We start from the raw sequence: 22139 nt of genomic DNA on the forward strand, positions 1-22139 counted from the left end.
GGCACTCGTGATGAGGATCCCGAGGTCCACCGTCCAGCACTGGAAACTCGGCGACCGTCGTACCACGGATCCGGAACGGGCCGCCCGCTGTTTCCGCTGCCTCGGAACGGATGCGCCACCGGGCTATCCGTACCTGCTGGGTATGTATCTGGGAGACGGCCACATCGTGATCGGGCGCCGTGCGGTGCAGTCGCTGTCGGTGTTCGGCGACGACGCCTGGCCCGGAATCCTCGACGACGTCGAGGCCGCGATGCGGTCGGTCCTCGCTGATGCGGTCTGCCGGGTGCAACGCCCGGGGTGCACCGAGGTGAAGAGCTACTCGAAACACTGGATCTGCCTGTTCCCGCAGCACGGCCCCGGGATGAAACACACGCGCTCCATCACGCTGGAGCCCTGGCAGCAGTCCCTCGTCGACGCCGATCCCGGTGCGTTCCTGCGCGGTCTCTTCCATTCCGACGGCTGCCGTGCCACCAACCGGGTCCGCGCCCGCCGCCCGGACGGCACGATCCGCGAGTACAGCTACCCGCGCTGGTTCCTCTCCAACGCTTCGGAGGACATCTTCCGGCTCGCCGAGGCCGCCCTGGACCTGCTCGGCATCGAGCACCGGCGCAACGGGCCGCGGTCGCTGTCGGTGGCCCGGCGGTCCGCGGTCGCGGCCCTGGACGCCGCGATCGGCCCGAAATCGTGACCCCGTTCCGTTGAACGGCGATCTCGATCGTGTCATCCGCCTCCTCGATGGTCGTGTTTCCGCACACGAAATGCCGAAGTGGTTCGGCTGCAGGTCGACGGCGGCGGTATCGTTGGTTCTCGGGTCATTCACCAGTTTGTTCGAAGGAGATCCCCGGTGACCGACAACGTTCCCGCAGAGACGCCGGCCGAGGACGGCCCGCAGCCCGGGTGGCGGGTGCTGGTCGTCGAGGACGAGGCGCTGATCCGCATGGACCTCGCCGAGATGCTCTCCGAGGAGGGCTACCAGATCGCCGGTGAGGCCGGCGACGGCGAGACCGCGATCAGCCAGGCCCGCGAGCTGAAGCCCGACCTGGTCATCATGGACGTCAAGATGCCCAAGAAGGACGGCATCGAGGCCGCGTCGGTGATCGTCGAGGAGAAGATCGCCCCGGTCGTCATGCTGACCGCGTTCAGCCAGCGCGACCTCATCGAGCGCGCCCGCGACGCCGGTGCCATGGCCTACCTGGTCAAGCCGTTCGCCCGGCACGAGCTGGTCCCGGCCATCGAGCTCGCCGTCTCCCGGTTCGCCGAGAAGAAGGCCCTCGAGGACGAGGTCGCCGAGCTCAACGAGCGGTTCGAGACCCGCAAGGTCGTCGACCGCGCCAAGGGCCTGCTGATGACCCACCAGAAGATGAGCGAGCCCGAGGCGTTCCGCTGGATCCAGCGCACCGCCATGGACCGCCGCACGACCATGAAGGCCGTGGCCGACGCCGTCGTCGACGGTCTGGCCCCGGCCAAGACCTCCTCCTGAGCGAGCGAGGCACCGCAGCGTCCCGAGCGCCGCACCACCACCACACGAAGGCCCCGCCGCATCGCGGCGGGGCCTTCGTCGTGGACGGGGCGGCTCGTGGCCGTGGTCAGCCGATGGGGCCCACGTAGGCGATCCGGCCCTTCTCCACCTTGTAGCCGTGGACGGTTCTGGTGACCGGGTCGCCTGCCGGGTCCCACCCGAGCTCGCGGGAGTACCCGGGGCCGCGGTAGCCGCGCACGAACTCCTTCACCGCGCCGCGGTCGCGGGCTCCGGCGTCGATCGCCTTGAGCAGGACCGTCGCCGCGTCGTAGGCCTCGGCCGAGTAGGCGGGGGGCTCGGCGCCGCCGGCGATGCCCTTGTAGGCGTCGGCGAACCCGGGCAGCAGTGCGCCCGGGGCGCAGGCGCAGGTGAAGAACGCGTTGTCCGCGGCCGTGCCGGCGGCCCGGACGAACGCGTCGTCCAGTACCGCGTCGGACCCCACGAACTGGCCGCGGAAGCCCTTGGCGGTCAGCTGCTTGTCGAACCGGGCGCCGTCCGGCCCGTAGCCGGCGTAGAGGACGACGTCCGGCTTGGCCGCGACGACCTTCGAGATCACCGGGGAGAAGTCCTTCTGCCCGGCGGTGACCTTGTTCCGGCAGTTCGCGCCGGCCGGGCCGAGCGCCTTCGAGACGGCCCCGGCGAGACCGTTCGCGTAGCCGGAGTCGTCCTGGACGACGCAGACCTTCCGCGCGCCGAGCCTGCCGGTCATGAACGTCGCGGCGGCCGGCCCCTGCACGGCGTCGCCGGCCGGGACCCGGAAGAACGTGGACCAGTTGTTCCTGGTCAGCACCGGATCGGTGGCCGAGGGCGTGAGGTGGGTCAGACCGCCCTCCTCGAAGATCGCGCCGGTCGCCTTCGACTCGGCCGACAGCGGCAGCCCGACGGCGCCGAGCACGCTGCTGTCGGTGATGAGCCGGGTGACCACCTCCGGCGCCTTCTCCGCGGTGCCGCCGGTGTCGAACCGCTTGAGCTGCACCTGGCAGTTCGGGTTCGCCCGGTTGTGCTGGTCGACGGCGAGCTGCGCGCCGTTGACGATGCCCGGCCGGGCGTTGCCGCCGGTGAGCGCGCCGGCGAAGGCCAGCGTCGTCGCCGGGCAGCTCGCCTGCCCGTTGCCGGCCGCGTTCGCGGCGCCGTCGGGGGCCGGAACCGCGGTCACCGACGGGATGTCCGGCCGGTGCGCATCCGGCGGGGGAGCCTCGTCGCCGTCCGACGTCCCGACACAGCCGGTCAGGAGCAGCGCGAGGGCCGTGCCGCCGACCAGGCCACCTACCAGTGGCGTCGTGGTGCGCTGCTGTCCCGCAAGGCCTCTCGGCCGGGATCCGAACAACCGGGATCCGAACACCTGTCGAGCCTCCTGCCCGGACCGCTCCCGGGAGCCGGTCTCGCCTGTGCCGCGGTCGCTCGGGCCGCGGCCGGAAGGGAAAGGACGCGGCGAACGTACCGGAGCCTCCCTCGGCCGGGCCGTCACACGCGCCGGAGGAAGGCACACGCGCCGGAGGAAGCCGGTGCGGTGCGCAACCGGACCGCGTGGACCCGCTCAGCCCTCTTGCGGCGGACGGTCGCCCTCCTGGGAAGGACGGTCGCCCTCCTGGGAAGGACGGTCGCCCTCCTGGGAAGGAAGATCGCCCTCCTGGGAAGGAAGGTCACGGTGCACGCAGGTGAGCTTGGCGGTGCAGACCCGGCGTCCCTCGTCGTCGACGAGGACGATCTCGCTGGTGGAGGTGGTCCGGCCGACGTGCACCGGGCGGGCGGTGCCGGTGACGTACCCGCTTGTCGCGGAGCGGTGGTGGGTGCAGCCGAGCTCGAGGCCGACCGGCAGCTTGCCCGGCATGACGTGCAGCGCGGAGAGCATCGAGCCGAGGGTCTCGGCGAGCACACCGCTCGCGCCGCCGTGCAGCAGGCCGTAGGGCTGACGGTTCCCGGCCACCGGGATCCGGCCGACGACGGCGTCCGGAGTGGCGGAGAGGATCTCCATCCCCATGCGGTCGCCGAGCTGCTCGGCGGCGTACTCGGGCGGGGCCTGGGGGAGCTGGCTGGCGTCGATCGGCACGGCCCGGAGCGTAGCCCGTCCGCCGGTACCGTCGGTGACGTCGGCGACCACGACGGCGGTCCGGCTTGCCCGGATTCACGGCTTATGCATGATCGTGGATGAGAGACCGACCGATCTGTGGAGGCATCGGAAGACATGGCCCAGAACGACGACGCACGTCCCACCGCCGACGAGGCCTGGACCCTGCTGCAGAAGGGCAACGGCCGCTGGGCGCGCGGGGAGACCGAGGGCCCGCACCGCTCCACCGATGTCCGTGCCTCGCTGGTCGACGGGCAGGAGCCCGTCGCGATGGTGCTGTCCTGCTCGGACTCCCGGGTGCCGGCGGAGCTGGTGTTCGACCAGGGTCTCGGTGACCTGTTCGTCGTCCGCACCGCCGGCCAGGCCGTCGACGACGCCGTGCTCGGCTCGCTGGCCTTCGGTGCCGGTCCGCTGGGCATCCCGCTGCTGGTGGTGCTCGGGCACTCCCGCTGCGGTGCGGTGAAGGCCGCGGTGTCGGTGGCCTCCGGCGGGGCCGCACCGACGCCGTCGACCCTGGGCTCGCTGGTCGCCGACATCGTCCCGGTCTGCGAGGGCGGCGGGGCCGAGGCCAACGCCGACCCGAACGCCGACGTCGCCGCCGGGGTGGACGCCAACGTCCGCCGGGTGGTCGCCCAGCTGACCGCGAGCCCGTCGCTGGCGGGGGCGGTGTGCTCCGGGCGACTGCGGGTCGTCGGGGCGCGCTACGACCTGGAGACCGGCGAGGTCGTCGAGGTCTGAGGCCGGGGAAGCCCTAGGCCTGCCTGCCGTGACCCGGTGGCCCGGCTCCGCGCGGGCGGGAGCCGCCGGGTCGGGGCCGCCGGAGGATCAGGACGGGCGCGGGGTCACGAGGACCGCCGGGTCACGAAGATCGCCGTGCCGGGCATCAGCTCGCCGCGCAGCCGCGACCACTGGCCCCAGACCCCGTCGTGGGTCTCCGGCCACTCCGGCTCGACGAGGTCCTCCAGCACCAGCCCGGCGGCGACGACGTCGCGGATCCGGTCGCCCAGCGTGCGGTGGTGCTCGACGTAGGTGGCCCGCCCGGCGTCGTCGACCTCCAGGTACGGGGTCCGGTCGAAGTAGGACTGGTTGACCGTCAGCCCGGCCGGGCCCGGGTCGTCGGGGAACGCCCAGCGGATCGGGTGGTTCACCGCGAACACCCAGCGCCCGCCCGGGCGCAGCACCCGGTGCACCTCGCGCATCGCCCGCCGCGGGTCGGCCACGAACGGGATCGCGCCGAACGCGGAGCAGGCCAGGTCGAAGGAGCCGTCGGCGAAGGGCAGGTGCTCCGCGCCCGCCTGGATCAGCGGGACGTCGATCCCGGTCGAGGCGTTCAGCGCGGCCGCGTGGCGCAGCATCCCGCCGGAGACGTCGAGCGCCACCGGGTGCGCGCCCTCCCGGGCCAGCCAGCGGGAGCACGGCGCGGAGCCGGCTCCGACCTCCAGTACCCGCTTGCCGGTGAGCGACCCGGGCGGGCCGAGCAGCCGGGCGTCGCCCTCGTGCAGCCGCTCGGGGCACCAGACGAACTCGGCGTCACCGATGTCGGCGCCGTGCTCGGCCAGGTAGTCCTCGGCGTCGGCGTCCCACCAGCGGCGGCCCGCGGCCTCGGACTCGGCGCTGCCGACGGCGCGCCGCGCGACCCCCGCGGTGCCGACGACCGTCTCCGCGCGGGCACCGGGGCCGGCACTGTGATCAGGTGCGGTCATGACCACCCGATCGTCGCAGCGCGGGTGGTCCCGCCGCTCAGCGGACCCGCATTGCCCCGCTGTTCCGGGGCCGCGTAGCATCCCCGTCGTTACCGTGGTCAACGTGGCGGACAACCGCCCGGCGCCACTCCAGCGCCGGTTCGCGACCGCCCGTCGCACCGAGGAGCTCCACGGCTGCGCGCCGTGACCGTTCCGACCGTGCCCGGCCACGGGGAATCGAAGCCACACGGGTGGCCGCCGCGCGACGCGCGCGAGGTCACAGCTACACCGAACCAGATCCGGTGAGCGTTGCTGCAGCAGCGGGCGCCGGTACGACGAAGCCAGTACATCCATCGGAGCACCCCACTACATGTCCACCGACACCACCCAGTTCTCCACCGCCCCGACCCAGGTCGCGATCAACGACATCGGGTCGGAGGAGGACTTCCTCGCCGCCATCGACCAGACGATCAAGTACTTCAACGATGGCGACATCGTCGAGGGCACCATCGTCAAGGTCGACCGCGACGAGGTCCTGCTCGACATCGGCTACAAGACCGAGGGCGTCATCCCCTCGCGTGAGCTGTCGATCAAGCACGACGTCGACCCCGCGGAGGTCGTCGAGGTCGGCGAGTTCGTCGAGGCCCTGGTTCTCCAGAAGGAGGACAAGGAAGGCCGTCTGATCCTGTCCAAGAAGCGCGCGCAGTACGAGCGCGCCTGGGGCACGATCGAGGCCCTCAAGGAGGCCGACGAGCCCGTCGAGGGCACGGTCATCGAGGTCGTCAAGGGCGGCCTCATCCTGGACATCGGCCTCCGGGGCTTCCTCCCGGCGTCGCTGGTCGAGATGCGTCGCGTCCGCGACCTGCAGCCCTACGTGGGCCGCAAGATCGAGGCCAAGATCATCGAGCTGGACAAGAACCGCAACAACGTGGTCCTGTCCCGCCGCGCCTGGCTGGAGCAGACCCAGTCCGAGGTCCGCAGCGAGTTCCTCAACCAGCTGCAGCGCGGTCAGGTCCGCAAGGGCGTCGTGTCCTCGGTGGTCAACTTCGGTGCGTTCGTCGACCTGGGCGGTGTCGACGGCCTGGTGCACGTCTCCGAGCTGTCCTGGAAGCACATCGACCACCCGAGCGAGGTCGTCGAGGTCGGCCAGGAGGTCACCGTCGAGGTTCTCGACGTCGACCTGGACCGCGAGCGCGTCTCCCTGTCGCTGAAGGCGACGCAGGAGGACCCGTGGCGCCTGTACGCCCGGACCCACGCGATCGGCCAGATCGTCCCGGGCAAGGTCACCAAGCTCGTCCCGTTCGGCGCGTTCGTCCGCGTCGAGGAGGGCATCGAGGGCCTGGTCCACATCTCCGAGCTGGCCGAGCGCCACGTCGAGGTGCCCGAGCAGGTCGTCCAGGTGGGCGACGACTGCATGGTCAAGGTCATCGACATCGACCTCGACCGTCGCCGCATCTCGCTGTCGCTCAAGCAGGCCAACGAGGGCATGACGGTCGACACCGAGTTCGACCCGACCCGCTACGGCATGGCCGCCGAGTACGACGACCAGGGGAACTACATCTACCCCGAGGGCTTCGACGTCGACACCGGCGACTGGAAGGAAGGCTTCGACGAGGCCCGCGCGGCCTGGGAGAAGCAGTACGCCGAGGCGCACGCCCGCTACGAGCAGCACATGGCCCAGATCCGCAAGGCCGCCGAGGCCGAGGCGGAGGGTGGCGACGACGTCGCGCCGGCCAACTACTCGTCGGGTGGCGGCGAGGAGCGTGCCGCGTCCACCGGTGGCGGCAACACCGCGCCGGCGGGTGCGCCGGCCGAGAGCGGTGGCTCGCTGGCCAGCGACGAGCAGCTCGCCGCCCTGCGCGAGAAGCTCTCCGGCGGGGCCTGATCAGCCTCCACCGGTCCACGTGACCGGGTAGCACGTCCGCACCGGGCCCCGGTGACCCTCGTGGTCACCGGGGCCCGCTGCTGTTCGCAGCCCGCCCGCACGGGGGCGTGGCGGGACCTACGCCTCTGGTGCGGCGGAGTCCGGAACCCGGTCACGGCGTGGCCACGGCCGGGTGAACGCCTCGAATCGTCGCTCGGCGTGTCGGAACGAACGCGCCGCGTACAGATCACGTTTCGGCACCTTTGCTCCACGCCACGTCCGGTGAGCGTGCTTGTATCCGGGGTCGCCATCTAGATTCGACACATGGCCGGCCCCGCCCGCCGGAGCTCATCCGGTGCGTCTCTGCAGTTCCCGCCGCACGCCCACGTCCCGGCGCAGCATTCGTCCCGGCAGGGCCGCCGGGGACGGGTTGCCCTGCTCGCCGGTCTCCTCGTCCTCGGCGGCGCCCTCAGCGGGTGCGCCGGGGCAGCCGGTGACGAGGGGGTCGCCGTGCCGACCTTCCCGTCGGCCGCACCCGGAGCGCCCGCGCCCGGCGCCGCGCCGCCGAAGATCGCGCTGCCGGACGACTGCGCCCAGCTGCTGCCGACCGAGACGGCCGGTGCGCTGTTCGGCCAGACCCTCGGCTCGGTGTCGTCGCAGACGGTGAGGGGCGTCGCCGAGCCCTCGGTGGACCGCACCGAGCGGACCGCGTGCACCTACCGGGCCGGCGGCCAGGACCAGATGACCGGCCGCGCGAAGAACACCGGGCCGGTGCTCTTCGAACTCAACATCGGACGCTACGGCTCCGCGAAGTCGGCGTCGACGCAGTGGCAGCTCAACGCGAACGCCGAGCGCGGTGACGCCACCGGGTCGAAGGACCTGAAGATCGGCGCCGTCCCGGCGGTGCTGATCGAGCGGCCCGACGAGACGACGATGATCGCCGTCTACGGCGTCGACACCCTGACCTTCGTGCTGCCGGCGGAGGCGCCGGGCCAGACCCGGCCGGCGGGGCAGACCCTCGCCGACCTGGCGCAGCGGATCATCCCGGCGCTCACGCCGACCCAGCCACCGGGCAGCCGTCCGGCGGCCCCCGCACCGGCTCCGGCGGCCCCGGCCACGTCCGGTGCCGTGCAGTCCGGCGAGTCCGCCCCGCGCGCAGGCGCCCCCGAGGCGTCCGGCCCCGGGCCCACCTGATCGGTCCGGTCGTCCCGGAGGCCCGGGGCCGCCCCGGGCGCTCCCGGCCCCGCCGGGCCGGTCGTCGCCCGGCGGCTACGGTGACCGGGTGCTGCGGACAGGGCTGACCGGCGGAATCGGGGCGGGCAAGTCGACAGTCGCGCGCCGGCTGGTGGAGCGGGGCGCGGTCCTGGTCGACTCCGATCTGATCGCCCGTGAGGTCGTCGCCGCCGGCAGCGCCGGGCTCGCCGCGGTCGTCGAGGCGTTCGGTGACGGCGTACTGACCCCCGGCGGTGAGCTGGACCGGCCCGCGCTGGCCCGGATCGTGTTCGCCGACGACACCGCCCGCCGCACCCTCGACGGCATCGTCCACCCGCTCGTACGGGACCGGTCGGCGGAGCTGATCGCCGCCGCACCGGACGACGCGGTCGTCGTCCAGGACATCCCGCTGCTGGTCGAGGGCGGGATGGCGTCGTCGTTCCCGCTGGTCGTCGTCGTGGACGCCGACGCCGAGGAGCGCGTCCGGCGCCTGGTCGGCGCCCGCGGGATGGCCGAGGAGGACGCGCGCGCCCGGATCGCCGCCCAGGCCACCGATGCGCAGCGCCGCGCCGCCGCCGACGTGCTGCTGGACAACTCCGGTGACGAGGCCGGCACCCGGGCGCGGGTGGACGCGCTGTGGGACGAGCGGCTGGTGCCGTTCGAGGAGAACCTGCGCCGCGGTCGTCCGGCCCCGCCGCCGGCCCTGCACCTGGCCGAGCCGGACGACACCTGGACGGAGCAGGCGCAGCGCCTGGCCGGACGCGTCGCGGCCGCCGCGGGGGAGCGCGGCCGGGAGGTGACCCACATCGGCAGCACCGCCGTGCCGGGGCTCGTCGCCCGCGACGTCCTGGACCTGCAGCTGCTCGTCGGATCGGCCGACGACGCCGAGGCGGTCGCCGGGCCGCTGGCCGCGGCCGGCTTCCCCGCCGACCCGGACGCGGCGCCGGGTGACGGGACGATCCGGGTGCACCGCAACGCCGACCCGGGACGGCCCGCGGTGGTCGTCGTGCGGGAGCAGGGAGCCGCGGCCGCCCGCGCCGCCGTCGAGCTCCGGGACCGGCTGCGCACCGACCCGGAGCTGCGTGACGCCTACGCCGCACGGAAGCGGGCCGTGGTGACCCGATCCGGCGACGGGGCGGACGTGCGTAGTTACCGGGAGTGCACGACGACCTGGCGAGCTGCGGCGATCCGGTGAGCGGACGTCGCCGGGATCACGCTCCGCGACGAACGCTCGTCGCGATCCACCCGCATCTGTAACGGCCCCCGCTCGTTGGTCGACATGCGGAGGAGCGCCGGATTCGGGCGTTCCGCCGAGGAGGCAACCGGTGGGACCACCGGGCGCGCGGGCGACGGGCCCGCGACGACCCGGCCCGGCTACGGCGACGAGAGGACACGGGGTTGAGCACGGTGGCGCAGCGACACGGGGCGGACGGTGGAACCGACGCCCCCGCGCCCGCCGCGCAATACCTCCGTCCGGAGCAGCCCGGATACGGCGGGCCCCGGTACGCGGAGCCCGGCCCGGACGCCTGGACCGGCGGCGGCCACGACACGGGCGGCGACCCGATCAGCGGCGCGATGGTGCAGCAGCACCCGGTCACCCCGCACGACGTGACCCGTGCCGACTTCGGCGCCCACCTCGAGACGCACTACCCGCGCCTGGTCGCCCAGCTCTACGCGATCACGCTCGACCCGCAGGCCGCGCACGACGCCGTCCAGGACGCCTACTCGCGCGCCTGGCGTCGCTGGAGCGACCTGCGTTCCCGGCCCGCCGAGGGCCGTGAGGACGCTGCACTGGGCTGGGTCCGCCGGGTGGCGGTCACCGGCTCGAAGCGGGGTCGGCTGGCCCGCGCGCTCGGCCTGCGTGGCCGCCGCGGGCCCGCCGCCCACGAGACCGACCCGCGCACGGGGGCCCTGCTGGAGGCGCTGGGACGCCTCGAGCCGGAGGACCGCCGGGCCGTGGTCCTGCACCACATGGCCGGGCTGCCGCTCGGGGCGATCGCGGAGTTCGAGCGTGTCCCGGAGCAGACCGTGCAGCACCGCCTCGCCGCGGGACGGGAGATCGTCACCGAGGGGATGGCCGGTGTGCTCGAGGAGATCGTCGGGCCGCCTCCGGGCTCCGCGACCGAGGGGGGACGGCACCGATGACAGCGTTCACGGAGATCGACCGGGAGTTCCACCGGCTCGACGACGTGCTGGCCGCAGCGGTCCCGCTGCCCGCCGTCGACGACGTCGTGGGGCGGGCAGCCGGTGCGCGCCGCGCGACGACGGCGGCCACCGCCGCCGTGCTGACCGTCGGCGCGCTGGGCGGGCTGACCGCCGTCGCGACCGCCGCCGCCCCGGCCGGTGAGCTCGTCGGCGCACCGTTCGCGATCGCCTCGCCCGCCACGCAGCCGCAGGCCCCGCAGCGGATCGACACCGGTTCCGCCGGTGCGGCCCCGGCGACCACCACGGGCGGGACCGCCACCGGCACCGGGACGCCCGGCACGACGACCGGGACCGCGGACCCGACCGGCACGACCGGCGCCGGGTCCCCGGCCGCCCGGGACACCGGCACGACCGGCACCGGGGGCCCGGCCTCGCCGGACACCGGCGCCCCTGCGCCGATCCCCGCGGCCGGTCCCGCTCCGGCCCCCCAGCCGGTCGCGGCGCCCGGCTCGCCGGTCCGCCCGACGCCGTCCGCGCCGCCCCCGGCCGGCGGCGCCCCCGGGGGGCACAACGGCGACGGCGAGGGCTCCACCGACCCGACGCACACGACGCACCCGTCGGAGCCGTCGCAGCCGACCGAGCCGTCGCAGCCGACCGACCCGCCGTCGTCGTCCGGCCCCCCGTCGAGCGAGGAGCCGCCGGCGACCACGACGCCGCCCGGTGACGGGGAGGGCAACGAGGACCCCCAGCCGTCGGAACAGCCACCGACGCAGTCGACGACCCCGGCGAGCAGCCACTCGTCCTCGCCGACCGGCTCGGCGGAGCCGGAGACGCCCTCGGACACCCCGTCGACCGGCGGGGAGTCGAACACCGCGCGCTGACCCGCTCGGATCGGCGCCTGCCGCGCGGGCCCGGTGCTCAGCCGGGCACGTGCAGGTCGTCCGGCGGGACCGGCTCGGCCCGCGGCCCCAGGTCGACGCCGTGCGCGGCCATCCAGGCCACCGGGTCGTGGTCGTGCGCGGTCAGCCCGGCCAGCGCCGCGTGCGAGACCGTCAGGGCGTACTCGGCCAGGCGCGGCTCCAGCAGCCCCTGGGCGACCGCGGCCACGTACTCGTCGACGTCGATCACCTCGGTGCCGCGCCCGCGCCGCACCACCAGGTCCAGGTAGAGGTCGGTCATCCGCAGCCGGTCGCCGTCGCGGACGATCTCGGCGACGTCGACGTACATGTCCTGGTCGCGCTCGTGCCCGGGCCGCCACCGCCAGTCCGACAGGCAGACCCCCAGGTCGGGCACCACCCACAGCTCGATCCACCAGGCGTTCGGCCGGGCGATCACCGGCCGGGACAGGTAGAGGCCCCAGTCCTGCACGCGCAGCGTCTCGACCGGCCGCTCGGTGCCCTTCGTGTCGACCTGCACGCCCGCGGCGGGGTCGAAGACCTGGATCTTGGGAGGGTGCACGCGGGCATCGTGCCGGGCCGCGGCGGGCCTGTGCACCCCCTGCGCAGGGACGCGCCCGCGGGAAACTGTCGGTGGGTGCTCGTACTGTGGGGGCATGGCTTTCGCGACCGAGGTCCCGGGTTCCGCGGCGGATCAGCGCGCGCACCCCGATGCCGGCACCACGCCGACGGACACGCCGCTCGCGCACTCCGAGCACCGTCCGGTCGGCGAGGTCGAGCGCAGCGAGAAGCGCTTCGAGGTCGTCAGCGAGCACGTACCGGCCGGTGACCAGCCGACCGCGATCGCGGAGCTGGACTCGCGGCTGCGCAACGGCGAGCAGGACATCGTGCTGATGGGCGCCACCGGTACCGGCAAGTCGGCGACCACGGCGTGGCTGATCGAGCAGCAGCAGCGGCCGACGCTGGTGATGGCGCCGAACAAGACCCTCGCCGCCCAGCTGGCCAACGAGCTGCGGGAGATGCTGCCGCACAACGCGGTCGAGTACTTCGTCTCCTACTACGACTACTACCAGCCCGAGGCCTACATCGCGCAGACCGACACCTACATCGAGAAGGACAGCTCGATCAACGACGACGTCGAGCGGCTGCGGCACTCGGCGACGATGAACCTGCTGTCCCGGCGCGACGTCGTCGTGGTCGCCTCGGTGTCCTGCATCTACGGCCTGGGCACGCCGCAGTCGTATCTGGACCGGTCGGTGCCGCTGAAGGTCGGTGAGGAGATCGACCGCGACCGGCTGCTGCGCCTGCTGGTCGACGTGCAGTACACGCGCAACGACATGTCCTTCACCCGTGGCACGTTCCGGGTCCGCGGGGACACCGTCGAGATCATCCCCGCGTACCAGGAGCTGGCGCTGCGGATCGAGTTCTTCGGCGACGAGATCGAGGCGCTCTACCACCTCAACCCGCTCACCGGCGACGAGGTGGAACAGGTCGACGAGATCCGGATCTTCCCGGCGACGCACTACGTCGCGGGCCCGGAGCGGATGGAGCGCGCGGTGCGCGACATCGAGGCCGAGCTGGAGCAGCGCCTCGAACAGCTGGAGAACCAGGGCAAGCTGCTGGAGGCCCAGCGGCTGCGGATGCGCACCCAGTACGACATCGAGATGATCCGCCAGGTCGGGTTCTGCTCGGGCATCGAGAACTACTCGCGCCACATCGACGGGCGTGCCGGCGGCACCGCCCCGGCCACGCTGATCGACTACTTCCCGGACGACTTCCTGCTGGTCATCGACGAGTCGCACGTGACGGTGCCGCAGATCGGCGGCATGTACGAGGGCGACATGTCCCGCAAGCGCAACCTCGTCGAGTACGGGTTCCGGCTGCCGTCGGCGGTGGACAACCGGCCGCTGACCTGGGAGGAGTTCGCCGACCGGATCGGGCAGACGGTGTACCTGTCCGCGACCCCGGGGCCCTACGAGCTCAACCGCACCGGCGGCGAGTTCGTCGAGCAGGTCATCCGCCCGACCGGCCTGGTCGACCCCGAGGTCGTCGTGAAGCCGACGAAGGGCCAGATCGACGACCTGGTCGCCGAGATCCGCGACCGCACCGAGCGCGACGAGCGGGTCCTGGTCACCACGCTGACCAAGAAGATGGCCGAGGACCTCACCGACTACCTGCTCGAGCTGGGCATCAAGGTCCGGTACCTGCACTCCGAGGTCGACACGCTGCGCCGGGTGGAGCTGCTGCGCCAGCTCCGCTCCGGCGAGTACGACGTGCTGGTCGGTATCAACCTGCTCCGCGAGGGCCTCGACCTGCCCGAGGTGTCGCTGGTCGCGATCCTCGACGCGGACAAGGAGGGCTTCCTGCGGTCGGGGACCTCGCTGATCCAGACGATCGGGCGCGCGGCGCGCAACGTGTCCGGCCAGGTGCACATGTACGCGGACACGATCACCGAGTCGATGCGGTACGCGATCGACGAGACCGACCGGCGCCGGGCCAAGCAGATCGCCTACAACACCGAGCACGGCATCGACCCACAGCCGCTGCGCAAGCGGATCGCCGACATCCTCGACCAGGTCTACCGGGAGGCCGAGGACACCGAGTCGGTCCCGGTCGAGGGCTCGGGCCGCAACGCCTCGCGGGGCAAGCGCGCCGCGGGGGAGGCCGGGCGGTCGTCGTCGGGCAGTGCCGGGGTGGCGGCCAAGGACACGAAGGGCATGCCGCGTGCGGAGCTGGCCGACCTCATCCAGCAGATGAACGACCAGATGCTCGCCGCCGCCCGTGACCTGCAGTTCGAGCTGGCCGCGCGGCTGCGCGACGAGATCTCCGATCTGAAGAAGGAGCTGCGCGGTATGGACGCGGCCGGGGTGCAGTGACACCCGACGGGGCTCCGGTGCCGGGCGCGCACCGGGGCGGCGGTGCGGGCGGTGTGGCGAGGTGAGGGTCCTGATCGGGAGGGGCGGGGCCGACCGCTACCGTGGTCGCTCGATCCCGCCCACCGGCCCGTCGGTCACGACAGGCCTGCCGCGTCCCCGGCGGCGTCCAGCGGAGGAGCCCGCGTGACCGTCACCCGTCCGACCACCGACCCGGGACCGCGCGCCGTCGCCGACGGCCACGTCCTGCGGGTGCGGTCGGCACTGACCGCCCGCCGCACGCTGTGGGTGACGGTGCCGCTGCTGCTGATCTCGGGGTTCTGGTCGTTCTACCGGATGCACGGCTACGCCCTCGACCTGGACGTCTACCGGATCGGCGTGCAGGTGTGGCTGGCGGGCGGGGACATGTACGGCCCGCTGCCGACCCCGCAGTACGGGCCGCCCGGGATGCCGTTCATCTACCCGGTGTTCGCGGCGATCACGATGATTCCGCTGGCCACCGTGCCCTACGGCATCGCGTTCGGCCTGCAGTTCGCCGCGACCGTGCTGTCCCTGGCCGTGTGTATCGCGCTGTCGGTGCGGGTCGCGTGGCCCGCCGGCGGTTGGCGCGGCGCCGGGATCGTGCTGGTCCCCGCCCTGGCCGCGACCCTGCTGATCGAGCCCGCGGCGCAGACGATGGCGTTCGGGCAGATCAACATGGTGCTGATGGCGCTGGTGCTGGTCGATCTGCTCGCGCCGCGCACCTACTGGCCGCGCGGCATGCTGCTCGGCATCGCCGCGGCGATCAAGCTGACCCCCGGCGGGTTCGTGCTGTTCTTCCTGCTGCGCCGGGACCGGCGCTCGGCGGCCGTCTCGGTCGTGACCGGTGCGGTCGCCACCGGTATCGGGTTCCTGGTCGACTTCGACTCGTCGTACCGGTACTGGTTCGTCGGCGGCCCCGCGGCCGGGGTGAGCGGCTCGACGTTCTTCTCCAACGAGACGGTCAAGGCGTCGCTGGCCCGGATGGACATCCCGGAGCCGTGGCTGTCGGTGACCTGGCTGGTGCTCGTCGCGATCCTGCTGGCCCTGGCCGTGCCGGTGATCCGGCGCAGCGAGCCGGTGCTGGCGATGTCGGCGACCGCCGCCGTCATCCTCGCCGCGACGCCGACGGCGTGGTCGCACCACTGGGTGTGGATCATCCCGGCGCTGTGCGGGATCGGTGTGCACGCCGCCCGCTACCGTTCCTGGCAGTGGCTGACCGTCGGCGCCGTGCTCGGGTTCATCTTCTTCCTCGCGCCGTTCCGCTGGATGCCGAACCAGTGGGGCGTGGTCATGGCGTGGACGCCGGGGGAGCAGCTGCTCGCGGCCAGCTATGTGCTGCCGTGCTCGCTGACCCTGGCGCTGGGCTGCTGGTTCGTCACCCGCGGTCCCGGTCGTCCCGGCGGTCCGGAGGCCGCGCCGCCGGAGGCGCTGCGCGTGCCGTCCGGGGAGACGGCGCGTCCGTCCGCCTGACGCCACCGCGGCCTGCGTCGCCTCCCGGCCCGGAACGGCGGCCTGACCGAGCCGGGCTCCGTCGCGGTCCGGCCCGGTCACGCCCGCCGTACCGGCGCCGCGCGGCCGATCGTCTGATCGACTGCCCCCGCGGCCGTGGGCATGGCGCACGCCACACCCCGGACCTAGCCTGGGTCGAGGAGGTGGGGGACATCGACGTCCGACAGCCCGACGGCATCTGCGCGGTCCGGCCCGGTACCGACCTGGGCCGCTACGCCCGCATGCTCGCGCGCGTCCACGACGCCGCGCTCTCCGGCGACCCCGCGCCCGCGCAGGCCCGCGGACTGGTCGCCCGCTCCTGGGACCGGGTCCGCGCCCAGGGGGTGAACCCCGACGACGTCCACCCGCCCGGCCCGCTCGACGCCGGCCAGGTCGAACGGCGCCGCACCGGCTCCGCGCTGGCCGGGGTGCTGCCCGAGCTGCGCTCCGCGCTGACCTCGGTCGCCGAGGACGCCCGGCACGTCATGGTCGTCACCGACGCCGACGGCGTCCTGCTGTGGCGGGAGGGCTCCACCGCCGTCCGGCACCGCGCCGACGCGCTCGGGTTCACCGAGGGCGCCGACTGGTCCGAGTCGTCGGTGGGGACGAACGCGATCGGCACCGCGCTCGCCGAGGACGGCCCGGTGCAGATCTTCTCCGCCGAGCACTTCGTCCGCAGCCACCACGTCTGGACCTGTACCGCCTGCCCGGTGCACGACCCGCGCACCGGGGAGCTCCTCGGCGTCGTCGACCTGTCCGGGCCCGCCGAGACCGTGCACCCGACGACGGTCGCACTGGTCGGCACCGCGGTCCGGCTCGCCGAGGCCGGCCTGTGGCGCACCCACGAGGCACGGCTGGACGTGCTGCGCACCATCGGCGCGCCGCTGCTCGCGCGCTCGTCCGGGCCGGGGCTGGTCGTCGACGACCAGGGCTGGGTCGCCGCCGCGGCCGGCCTGTCCGGCATCGACCGGGTCGCCGCACCCGTCGCCGACCGGGTGGTCGCGGTGCGCGGGCTCGGCCCCTGCCTGCCCGAGCCGGTGCCCGGTGGCTGGCTGCTGCGCCCGGCCCGCGGAGCCGCCCGGATGCGGCTGAGCCTGGACCTCGACGGGCGTCCGCCGCGCGCCGTCGTGGAGGGGACGAGCCGGTGGGAGCACCCGCTGTCGACCCGGCACGCCGAGGTGCTGGTGCTGCTGGCCCGTGCCGGTGCCACCGGCCTGGACGCCGCGGCGCTGTCGCAGGGGCTCTACGGGGACCGCGCCCACCTGGTCACCGTCCGCGCCGAGATGTCCCGGCTGCGCCGCGGCCTCGGCGGGCTGCTGCTGGCCCGGCCGTACCGGATCGCGCCGGAGGTGGAGCTGGACCTGCGCGGGGTGCGGGAGAGCCGGCTGGTGCGGGCGTCGTCGGCGCCGGGGGTGGCGGCGCTACGCCGCTGACCGGGGCCCCGCACCGGAGGAACGCCCTCCCACCGCACGGTGAGGGGCACGTGGGAGCTGTTGGATCATGTTCCGGCAGCACTGACGTCCCCCTCGCCACCTGCAACCGCGCTGCAACGGTGGCCGCGGTCACGTCTGCGGTGCTCCACTCGCGGTCCGGGGCACAGGGCCCCGGCGGCAGCGCGGCCGGTTCCGGATCCCGGATGGCTGCGCGCCGGACGGCGTCGAGGGAGCCGACATGGGTGTCGCGGTGGTCACGGGTGCAGGACGAGGAATCGGGCGCGGCATCGCACTGCGGCTGGCGCGCGACGGGCATGCGGTAGCCGTCGACGACGTGAACACCGATGATGTCGCGGCGGTCGCGAACGAGATCACCGCCGCGGGCGGGACGGCCCGGGCCTACGACGCCGATGTCACCGACCCCGAAGCCGTCACCGAGCTGTGCCGCCGGGTCGTGGACGACCTCGGCGGTCTGGACGTCATGGTCGCCAATGCCGGGATCGCCCAGGTCAAGCCGCTGCTGGAGGTCACGCCCGATGACCTGCGGAAGATCTTCGACGTCAACGTGTTCGGCGTCGTGTACTGCCTGCAGTCCGCCGCCCGGACCATGATCGACCGCGGGACCGGCGGCAAGATCGTCAACGCTGCCTCGATCGCCGGGCACGCGGGCTTCGACCTGCTCGGCCACTACTCGGCGACCAAGTTCGCGGTGCGGGCACTCACCCAGGCGGCGGCGAAGGAGCTCGCCCCGCACCGGATCACCGTGAACGCCTACTGCCCCGGCATCGTCGGCACCGATATGTGGGATCTCATCGACGCGCAGATGGGGGAGCGCAGCGGCGCGGCGAAGGGCGAGACCCTGAAGCAGTACGCCGCGGGCATCCCGCTGGGTCGGGTGCAGACCGCCGAGGACGTCGCCGCCTTCGTCTCCTACCTCGCCGGCCCGGACTCTGACTACATGACCGGCCAGTCGGTCATGATCGACGGCGGCGTCGTGATGGTCTGACCGGCCCGGCTCAGCTGGTGATGTCCTTGCGGGTGAACCGCCAGGCCGCGAGCGCGGTGAACCCGACGGCCCAGCAGACCGCGGCGAAGGCGCCGTAGGTCATGTCGGACCAGTCGACGTCGGTGGCCAGCAGCGCGGACCAGGCGTCGCCGTAGTGGGTGGGCAGGAAGTTCCGCAGGTCACCGAGCGCGTCGATCTGGTCGATGATCTGCGAGACGATCGACACCATCACCGCGCCGCCGACCGCGCCGAGCGGGGCGTCGGTGCTCACCGACAGCAGCAGCGCCAGGCCCGCCACCCAGGTCAGCTGGACCGCGACGTAGACGGCGGCGAGCAGGACCCGCCCGACCGCCGTCGCGAACGGCAGCGACTCGCCCAGCGGCGATACGAGGTCCCCGGTGCCGTAGGCGAGCGCGCCGACCAGCAGCGACACCACCGGTAGCAGCAGGATCGCCGCTCCGGTGAGCAGCGCCGCGACGATCGCCTTCTGCCGCAACAGCCGCGCCCGCGGCACCGGGATCGCCAGTAGATAGCGCAGCGACGACCACGACGCCTCGGAGGCGATCGTGTCGCCGAAGAACAGCGCCACCAGCACGACCAGCAGGAAGCTCGCCGACGCGAACAGCGCGAACACCGCGAAGTTCGCGGCGCCGTCCGAGGCGAGGTCGACCAGGTTCGGGCCGGAGCCGGGGCCGTCGTCGTCGCCGATCGAGAACGCTGCCACGAGGATCAACGGCAGCGCCGCGACCAGCGCGAACGACACCTGGGTGCGTCGCCGGCGCAGCTGGCGGACCAGCTCGGTGCGCAGCGGCAGCGTGCGGGCGCCGCTCACCTGCTCCGGCGGGGTGCCGGTGCCGAGCGCCCCGATGTGGCCCCGCCGGGTGGACAGCCGGCGGGCGGTGTCGTCGTCGGCCGGGTTCATCGGGTGCCCTCCTGCGCCGGTACGGCGCCGTTCGACTCCGGCGGCCCCGCCGACAGGTCCCGTCCCTCCGGCCCGACGAGCTGCAGGAACGCGTCCTCCAGCCGGCCGCGTGGCCCGGCGGCGCTCACCCCGACCCCGGCCCGCACCAGCGCGGCGACGACGGTCTCCCGCGGCGTCCCGTCGAGGTGGGCGTGCACGACGCCCGGCTCGTCCCCGGTGACGACGTCGGTGACCCCGTCCAGCCCGGCCAGCACGTCCGAGGCCCGCCCGGTCGCGTCGACGGTGAACGACGAGCCGCCCCCTGCCGCGGTCAGCTCGGCGACGGTGCCGTCGGCGACGACCGTCCCCCGGTGCACCACGACGACGTCGGTGCAGGTCTGCTCCACTTCGGCCAGCAGGTGCGAGGACACCAGCACCGTGCGCCCGCCGGAGGCATAGCGGCGCAGCAGCTCGCGCATCGCGTGGATCTGCGGCGGGTCGAGCCCGTTGGTCGGCTCGTCGAGGATCAGCAGCTCCGGCAGGCCGAGCATCGCCTGGGCGATCGCCAGCCGCTGCCGCATGCCCTGGGAGTACGTCCCGACCCGGCGGTGCACCGAGTCGCCGAGCCCGGCGATGTCCAGCGCCTCGTTCATCCGGGCGTCCGCGCTGGGCCGTCCGGTGGCCTCCCAGTACAGCCGCAGGTTGTCCGCGCCGGACAGGTGCGGCAGGAACCCCGGCCCCTCGACGAACGCGCCGATCCGGGAGAGCACCGGAGCCCCGGGCCGGATCGGGCGGCCGAACGCCCGCATCTCGCCACCGGTGGGCGCGATCAGCCCGAGCAGCATCCGCAGCACAGTGGTCTTGCCGGCGCCGTTCGGGCCGAGGAGCCCGAGCACGGCGCCGCGCGGCACGGTGAACGACACGTCGGAGACGGCCCGGAAGCCGTTGCGGTAGGTCTTGGCGAGGCCCACGACCTCCAGCGGCGGCGCGTCCGCTGCGGCACCGCCGCCCGCTGCGGGTGTGCCACCGGGGCGGGGGTCACCGTGCTGCGGAAGCGGCCCGGGCGCCTCGTCGGCCGCGGTCCGCCGCCGGCGCAGCACCGCCGCCACCAGCCACGCGACCAGCGCGGCGGCGAGCACCCCGGCGATCCCGAGCAGCGGCCACACCGGCACCGACGACGTCGAGCTGTCGCTGCCGGGCACCTGCGGCACCGTCACCTCGCCACCGGTGTCCCGGCCGCCTGCGAGCCCGACCCGCCACACCGCGGCCCCGTTACCGGACGCGTAGCCCTGGTCGGTCGTCGCGAACCCCACGGCGAGCCGGCTGCCGGCCGGGACGGGCGCGACGACGCCGGGCAGCGTGACCGTCACCTCCGCGCCGCCGGTGGCGGGCACCGGCACCCGGACGGGGGCGACGGCGTTGCCGAGCAGGGTGCTGCGCCCGTCCGGGGTGAGTGCGGTGACCGACCCGAACAGCACGGCCTCGGCGGGTGCGGGCTGGCCGGGCACCCGTGACACCGCGATCCGGACCCGCGGTGAGCCCGCGACCTGCAGCGCATCGGGCAGCGGATCGGACACGAACCGCGCCGTCTGGCCGGGGGCGGACGTCCCGCCGATCGAGCCCAGCGAACCCAGGGACCCGAGTGCGGACCCGAGGCCGGGCAGCGAGGTGATCGTCGCCGGGTTCCCGCCCGGCGGGTGCACGACCGGCTGCGGGGCCCCGCCCAGCGCGACTCCCGTCGTCGGCGTGCTGCGCTCGGGGGCGCCGGGCAGCCCCGGGTATCCGTCGGCGACGACCGTGCGCCCGGTCGGGGTGTCCCCGCGCGTGCGCACCCCGGAGCGCACCTCGTAGGAGAACGCGGCCCCGGCGAGCGCGCCGCTGCGGCCGTCTCCGGCCGGGAGCCCGCGCAGGTGCTGGTCGAACCAGTCGCCGATCCGGGCCCGGACGCGGTCGTCGGGGGAGCCGCCGTCGTGCCCGCCTGCGAACCACAGCACCGACACCGGGGTGCCGTGCGCGGCGATCTGGCGGGCGTTGGCGTCGGCCTGGTCGAGGCCGAACAGGGTGTCCTGCTCGCCCTGTACGAGCAGGGTGGGCGCGGTGATCCGGCCGGTCACCGTCGACGGCGACGACCGCCGCAGCAGCTCGGCGAGCTCGGGGGAGACGCGGCCGGTGGTGGCCGTGTCGGCGTAGGCGGCGCAGATCCGCGGGTCGAACCGGCCGCAGGTCGGTGACCCGGGCCGGGGACCGCCGCCCCCGCCGGCGAAACCGCCGCCGGGGGTGCCGGTGACCCGGCCGCCGGAGCCGAAGAACACCCCGGCCCAGCCGCTCTTGAACACTCCGTCCCCGGACGCGGCACCGCGGGCCGGTGTGTCGGCGGGCACCGGCCCGGGGGCCGACGCGTTCGGGAACAGCGCCTGGCCGAGGTCGTTCCAGGCGATCACCGGGGCGATCGCGTCGACCCGGCGGTCGTACCCGGCGAGCAGCAGGGACAGCCCACCGCCGTAGGACCCGCCGGTGACGCCGACCCGCGGGTCGCCCGGTCCGTCACGCTGCACCTCGGGGCGGGTGGCGAGCCGGTCGAGCAGCCGGGACGCGTCGGCGACCTCGCGGTCGGGGTCGTCGAGCCCGATCACGCCGCCGCTGGCGCCGAAGCCGCGCGCGGTCCAGGTCTGCACGACGTAGCCGCGCCCGGCGAGCTCGCGTGCGTCGGAGTCGACGCTCGCCTTCGTCGCCCCGAACCCGTGTGCGACGAGCACCGCGGGTGCCGGGGACGCCGCCGTCGCGCCCGCCGGGACGTAGAGGGCCGTGTCCAGGTCGACGCGCTCGCGCGATCCGGGCGCCGCCGGGACGGCGACCTGCTCCTGCTCGACCCGCACCGTGCCGCCGTCGGACCCGGTGTCCGCGGCGGCGACCCCGGCTCCGGGGAGCAGGCCGAGTACGACCGCCGTCACCAGCAGGGGGACGGTCCGGATCCGGGAGCGCACGGGCACGAGATCGACGCTACGCAGGTCCGGTCGCCGCCGCCCGTGGC

At 74.2% G+C, this 22139-nt stretch carries 18 protein-coding genes; 12 read left to right on the forward strand and 6 right to left on the reverse strand.

Annotation, left to right across the window (positions count from 1 at the left end):
* The first annotated feature begins 142 nt into the window (after positions 1 to 142).
* Positions 143 to 688, forward strand: coding sequence for a hypothetical protein (locus ACLE50_RS14810; RefSeq protein ID WP_410944113.1), 546 nt, complete (start codon positions 143 to 145; stop codon positions 686 to 688).
* Between the two features lie 156 nt (positions 689 to 844).
* Positions 845 to 1480: an ANTAR domain-containing response regulator gene (locus ACLE50_RS14815; protein ID WP_410944114.1), complete on the forward strand. Its 636-nt coding sequence runs from the start codon at positions 845 to 847 to the stop codon at positions 1478 to 1480.
* Between the two features lie 106 nt (positions 1481 to 1586).
* On the opposite strand, the gene ACLE50_RS14820 is transcribed toward ACLE50_RS14815, so the two are convergent.
* Together ACLE50_RS14820 and ACLE50_RS14825 are read right to left on the reverse strand one after the other, a co-directional pair.
* Positions 1587 to 2675, reverse strand: coding sequence for a branched-chain amino acid ABC transporter substrate-binding protein (locus tag ACLE50_RS14820; RefSeq protein ID WP_410944115.1), 1089 nt, complete (start codon positions 2673 to 2675; stop codon positions 1587 to 1589).
* A 381-nt stretch (positions 2676 to 3056) separates the two neighbouring features.
* Entirely contained in the window at positions 3057 to 3569 is a 513-nt protein-coding gene (locus ACLE50_RS14825; protein ID WP_410944116.1) for a hotdog fold thioesterase, read from the reverse strand.
* 135 nt (positions 3570 to 3704) lie between these two features.
* Here ACLE50_RS14825 and ACLE50_RS14830 point away from each other — a divergent pair, with 135 nt between their 5' ends.
* Positions 3705 to 4325 (forward strand): carbonic anhydrase, encoded by a 621-nt coding sequence (locus ACLE50_RS14830; protein ID WP_410944117.1) that lies wholly within the window; start codon positions 3705 to 3707, stop codon positions 4323 to 4325.
* Positions 4326 to 4429: 104 nt separating this feature from the next.
* On the opposite strand, the gene ACLE50_RS14835 is transcribed toward ACLE50_RS14830, so the two are convergent.
* Positions 4430 to 5290: a class I SAM-dependent methyltransferase gene (locus ACLE50_RS14835; protein WP_410944118.1), complete on the reverse strand. Its 861-nt coding sequence runs from the start codon at positions 5288 to 5290 to the stop codon at positions 4430 to 4432.
* Positions 5291 to 5639: 349 nt separating this feature from the next.
* Between ACLE50_RS14835 and rpsA the strand changes: the two genes are divergently transcribed.
* From rpsA to ACLE50_RS14860, 5 genes are all read left to right on the forward strand, one after another.
* Positions 5640 to 7154 carry a 30S ribosomal protein S1 gene (gene rpsA, locus ACLE50_RS14840; protein WP_410944119.1) on the forward strand — a complete coding sequence of 505 codons (1515 nt, stop codon included), beginning with the start codon at positions 5640 to 5642 and terminating at the stop codon, positions 7152 to 7154.
* A 489-nt stretch (positions 7155 to 7643) separates the two neighbouring features.
* Positions 7644 to 8327 (forward strand): hypothetical protein, encoded by a 684-nt coding sequence (locus ACLE50_RS14845; RefSeq protein WP_410944120.1) that lies wholly within the window; start codon positions 7644 to 7646, stop codon positions 8325 to 8327.
* A gap of 88 nt (positions 8328 to 8415) precedes the next feature.
* Positions 8416 to 9540: a dephospho-CoA kinase gene (coaE, locus tag ACLE50_RS14850; protein ID WP_410944121.1), complete on the forward strand. Its 1125-nt coding sequence runs from the start codon at positions 8416 to 8418 to the stop codon at positions 9538 to 9540.
* 212 nt (positions 9541 to 9752) lie between these two features.
* Positions 9753 to 10490, forward strand: coding sequence for an RNA polymerase sigma factor (locus tag ACLE50_RS14855; RefSeq protein ID WP_410944122.1), 738 nt, complete (start codon positions 9753 to 9755; stop codon positions 10488 to 10490).
* Positions 10487 to 11371, forward strand: coding sequence for a hypothetical protein (locus tag ACLE50_RS14860; RefSeq protein WP_410944123.1), 885 nt, complete (start codon positions 10487 to 10489; stop codon positions 11369 to 11371). Before ACLE50_RS14855 ends, ACLE50_RS14860 begins: the two co-directional genes overlap by 4 nt.
* A gap of 37 nt (positions 11372 to 11408) precedes the next feature.
* Here ACLE50_RS14860 and ACLE50_RS14865 read toward each other — a convergent pair whose 3' ends face one another.
* Entirely contained in the window at positions 11409 to 11948 is a 540-nt protein-coding gene (locus ACLE50_RS14865; RefSeq protein ID WP_410944124.1) for a DUF402 domain-containing protein, read from the reverse strand.
* A gap of 94 nt (positions 11949 to 12042) precedes the next feature.
* Here ACLE50_RS14865 and uvrB point away from each other — a divergent pair, with 94 nt between their 5' ends.
* The 4 genes from uvrB (at position 12043) to ACLE50_RS14885 (ending at position 18207) form a co-directional block, all read left to right on the forward strand.
* Positions 12043 to 14262: an excinuclease ABC subunit UvrB gene (gene uvrB, locus ACLE50_RS14870; protein WP_410944125.1), complete on the forward strand. Its 2220-nt coding sequence runs from the start codon at positions 12043 to 12045 to the stop codon at positions 14260 to 14262.
* A 183-nt stretch (positions 14263 to 14445) separates the two neighbouring features.
* A complete protein-coding gene (locus ACLE50_RS14875) occupies positions 14446 to 15750 on the forward strand; it encodes a glycosyltransferase family 87 protein (protein ID WP_410944126.1) in 1305 nt (434 codons plus the stop codon).
* Between the two features lie 260 nt (positions 15751 to 16010).
* Positions 16011 to 17201, forward strand: coding sequence for a GAF domain-containing protein (locus ACLE50_RS14880; protein ID WP_410944175.1), 1191 nt, complete (start codon positions 16011 to 16013; stop codon positions 17199 to 17201).
* Between the two features lie 238 nt (positions 17202 to 17439).
* On the forward strand, positions 17440 to 18207 hold the full coding sequence (locus ACLE50_RS14885; RefSeq protein WP_410944127.1) for an acetoin reductase: 768 nt from the start codon (positions 17440 to 17442) through the stop codon (positions 18205 to 18207).
* 10 nt (positions 18208 to 18217) lie between these two features.
* Here ACLE50_RS14885 and ACLE50_RS14890 read toward each other — a convergent pair whose 3' ends face one another.
* Both ACLE50_RS14890 and ACLE50_RS14895 read right to left on the reverse strand, forming a co-directional pair.
* Positions 18218 to 19129, reverse strand: a complete 912-nt coding sequence (locus ACLE50_RS14890) for an ABC transporter permease (RefSeq protein ID WP_410944128.1) — start codon at positions 19127 to 19129, stop codon at positions 18218 to 18220.
* On the reverse strand, positions 19126 to 22098 hold the full coding sequence (locus tag ACLE50_RS14895) for an ATP-binding cassette domain-containing protein (protein ID WP_410944129.1): 2973 nt from the start codon (positions 22096 to 22098) through the stop codon (positions 19126 to 19128). Before ACLE50_RS14895 ends, ACLE50_RS14890 begins: the two co-directional genes overlap by 4 nt.
* Positions 22099 to 22139: the final 41 nt, after the last annotated feature.

This window comes from Pseudonocardia phyllosphaerae (genome assembly GCF_046546475.1).
Classification (GTDB): Bacteria; Actinomycetota; Actinomycetes; order Mycobacteriales; family Pseudonocardiaceae; genus Pseudonocardia; species Pseudonocardia phyllosphaerae.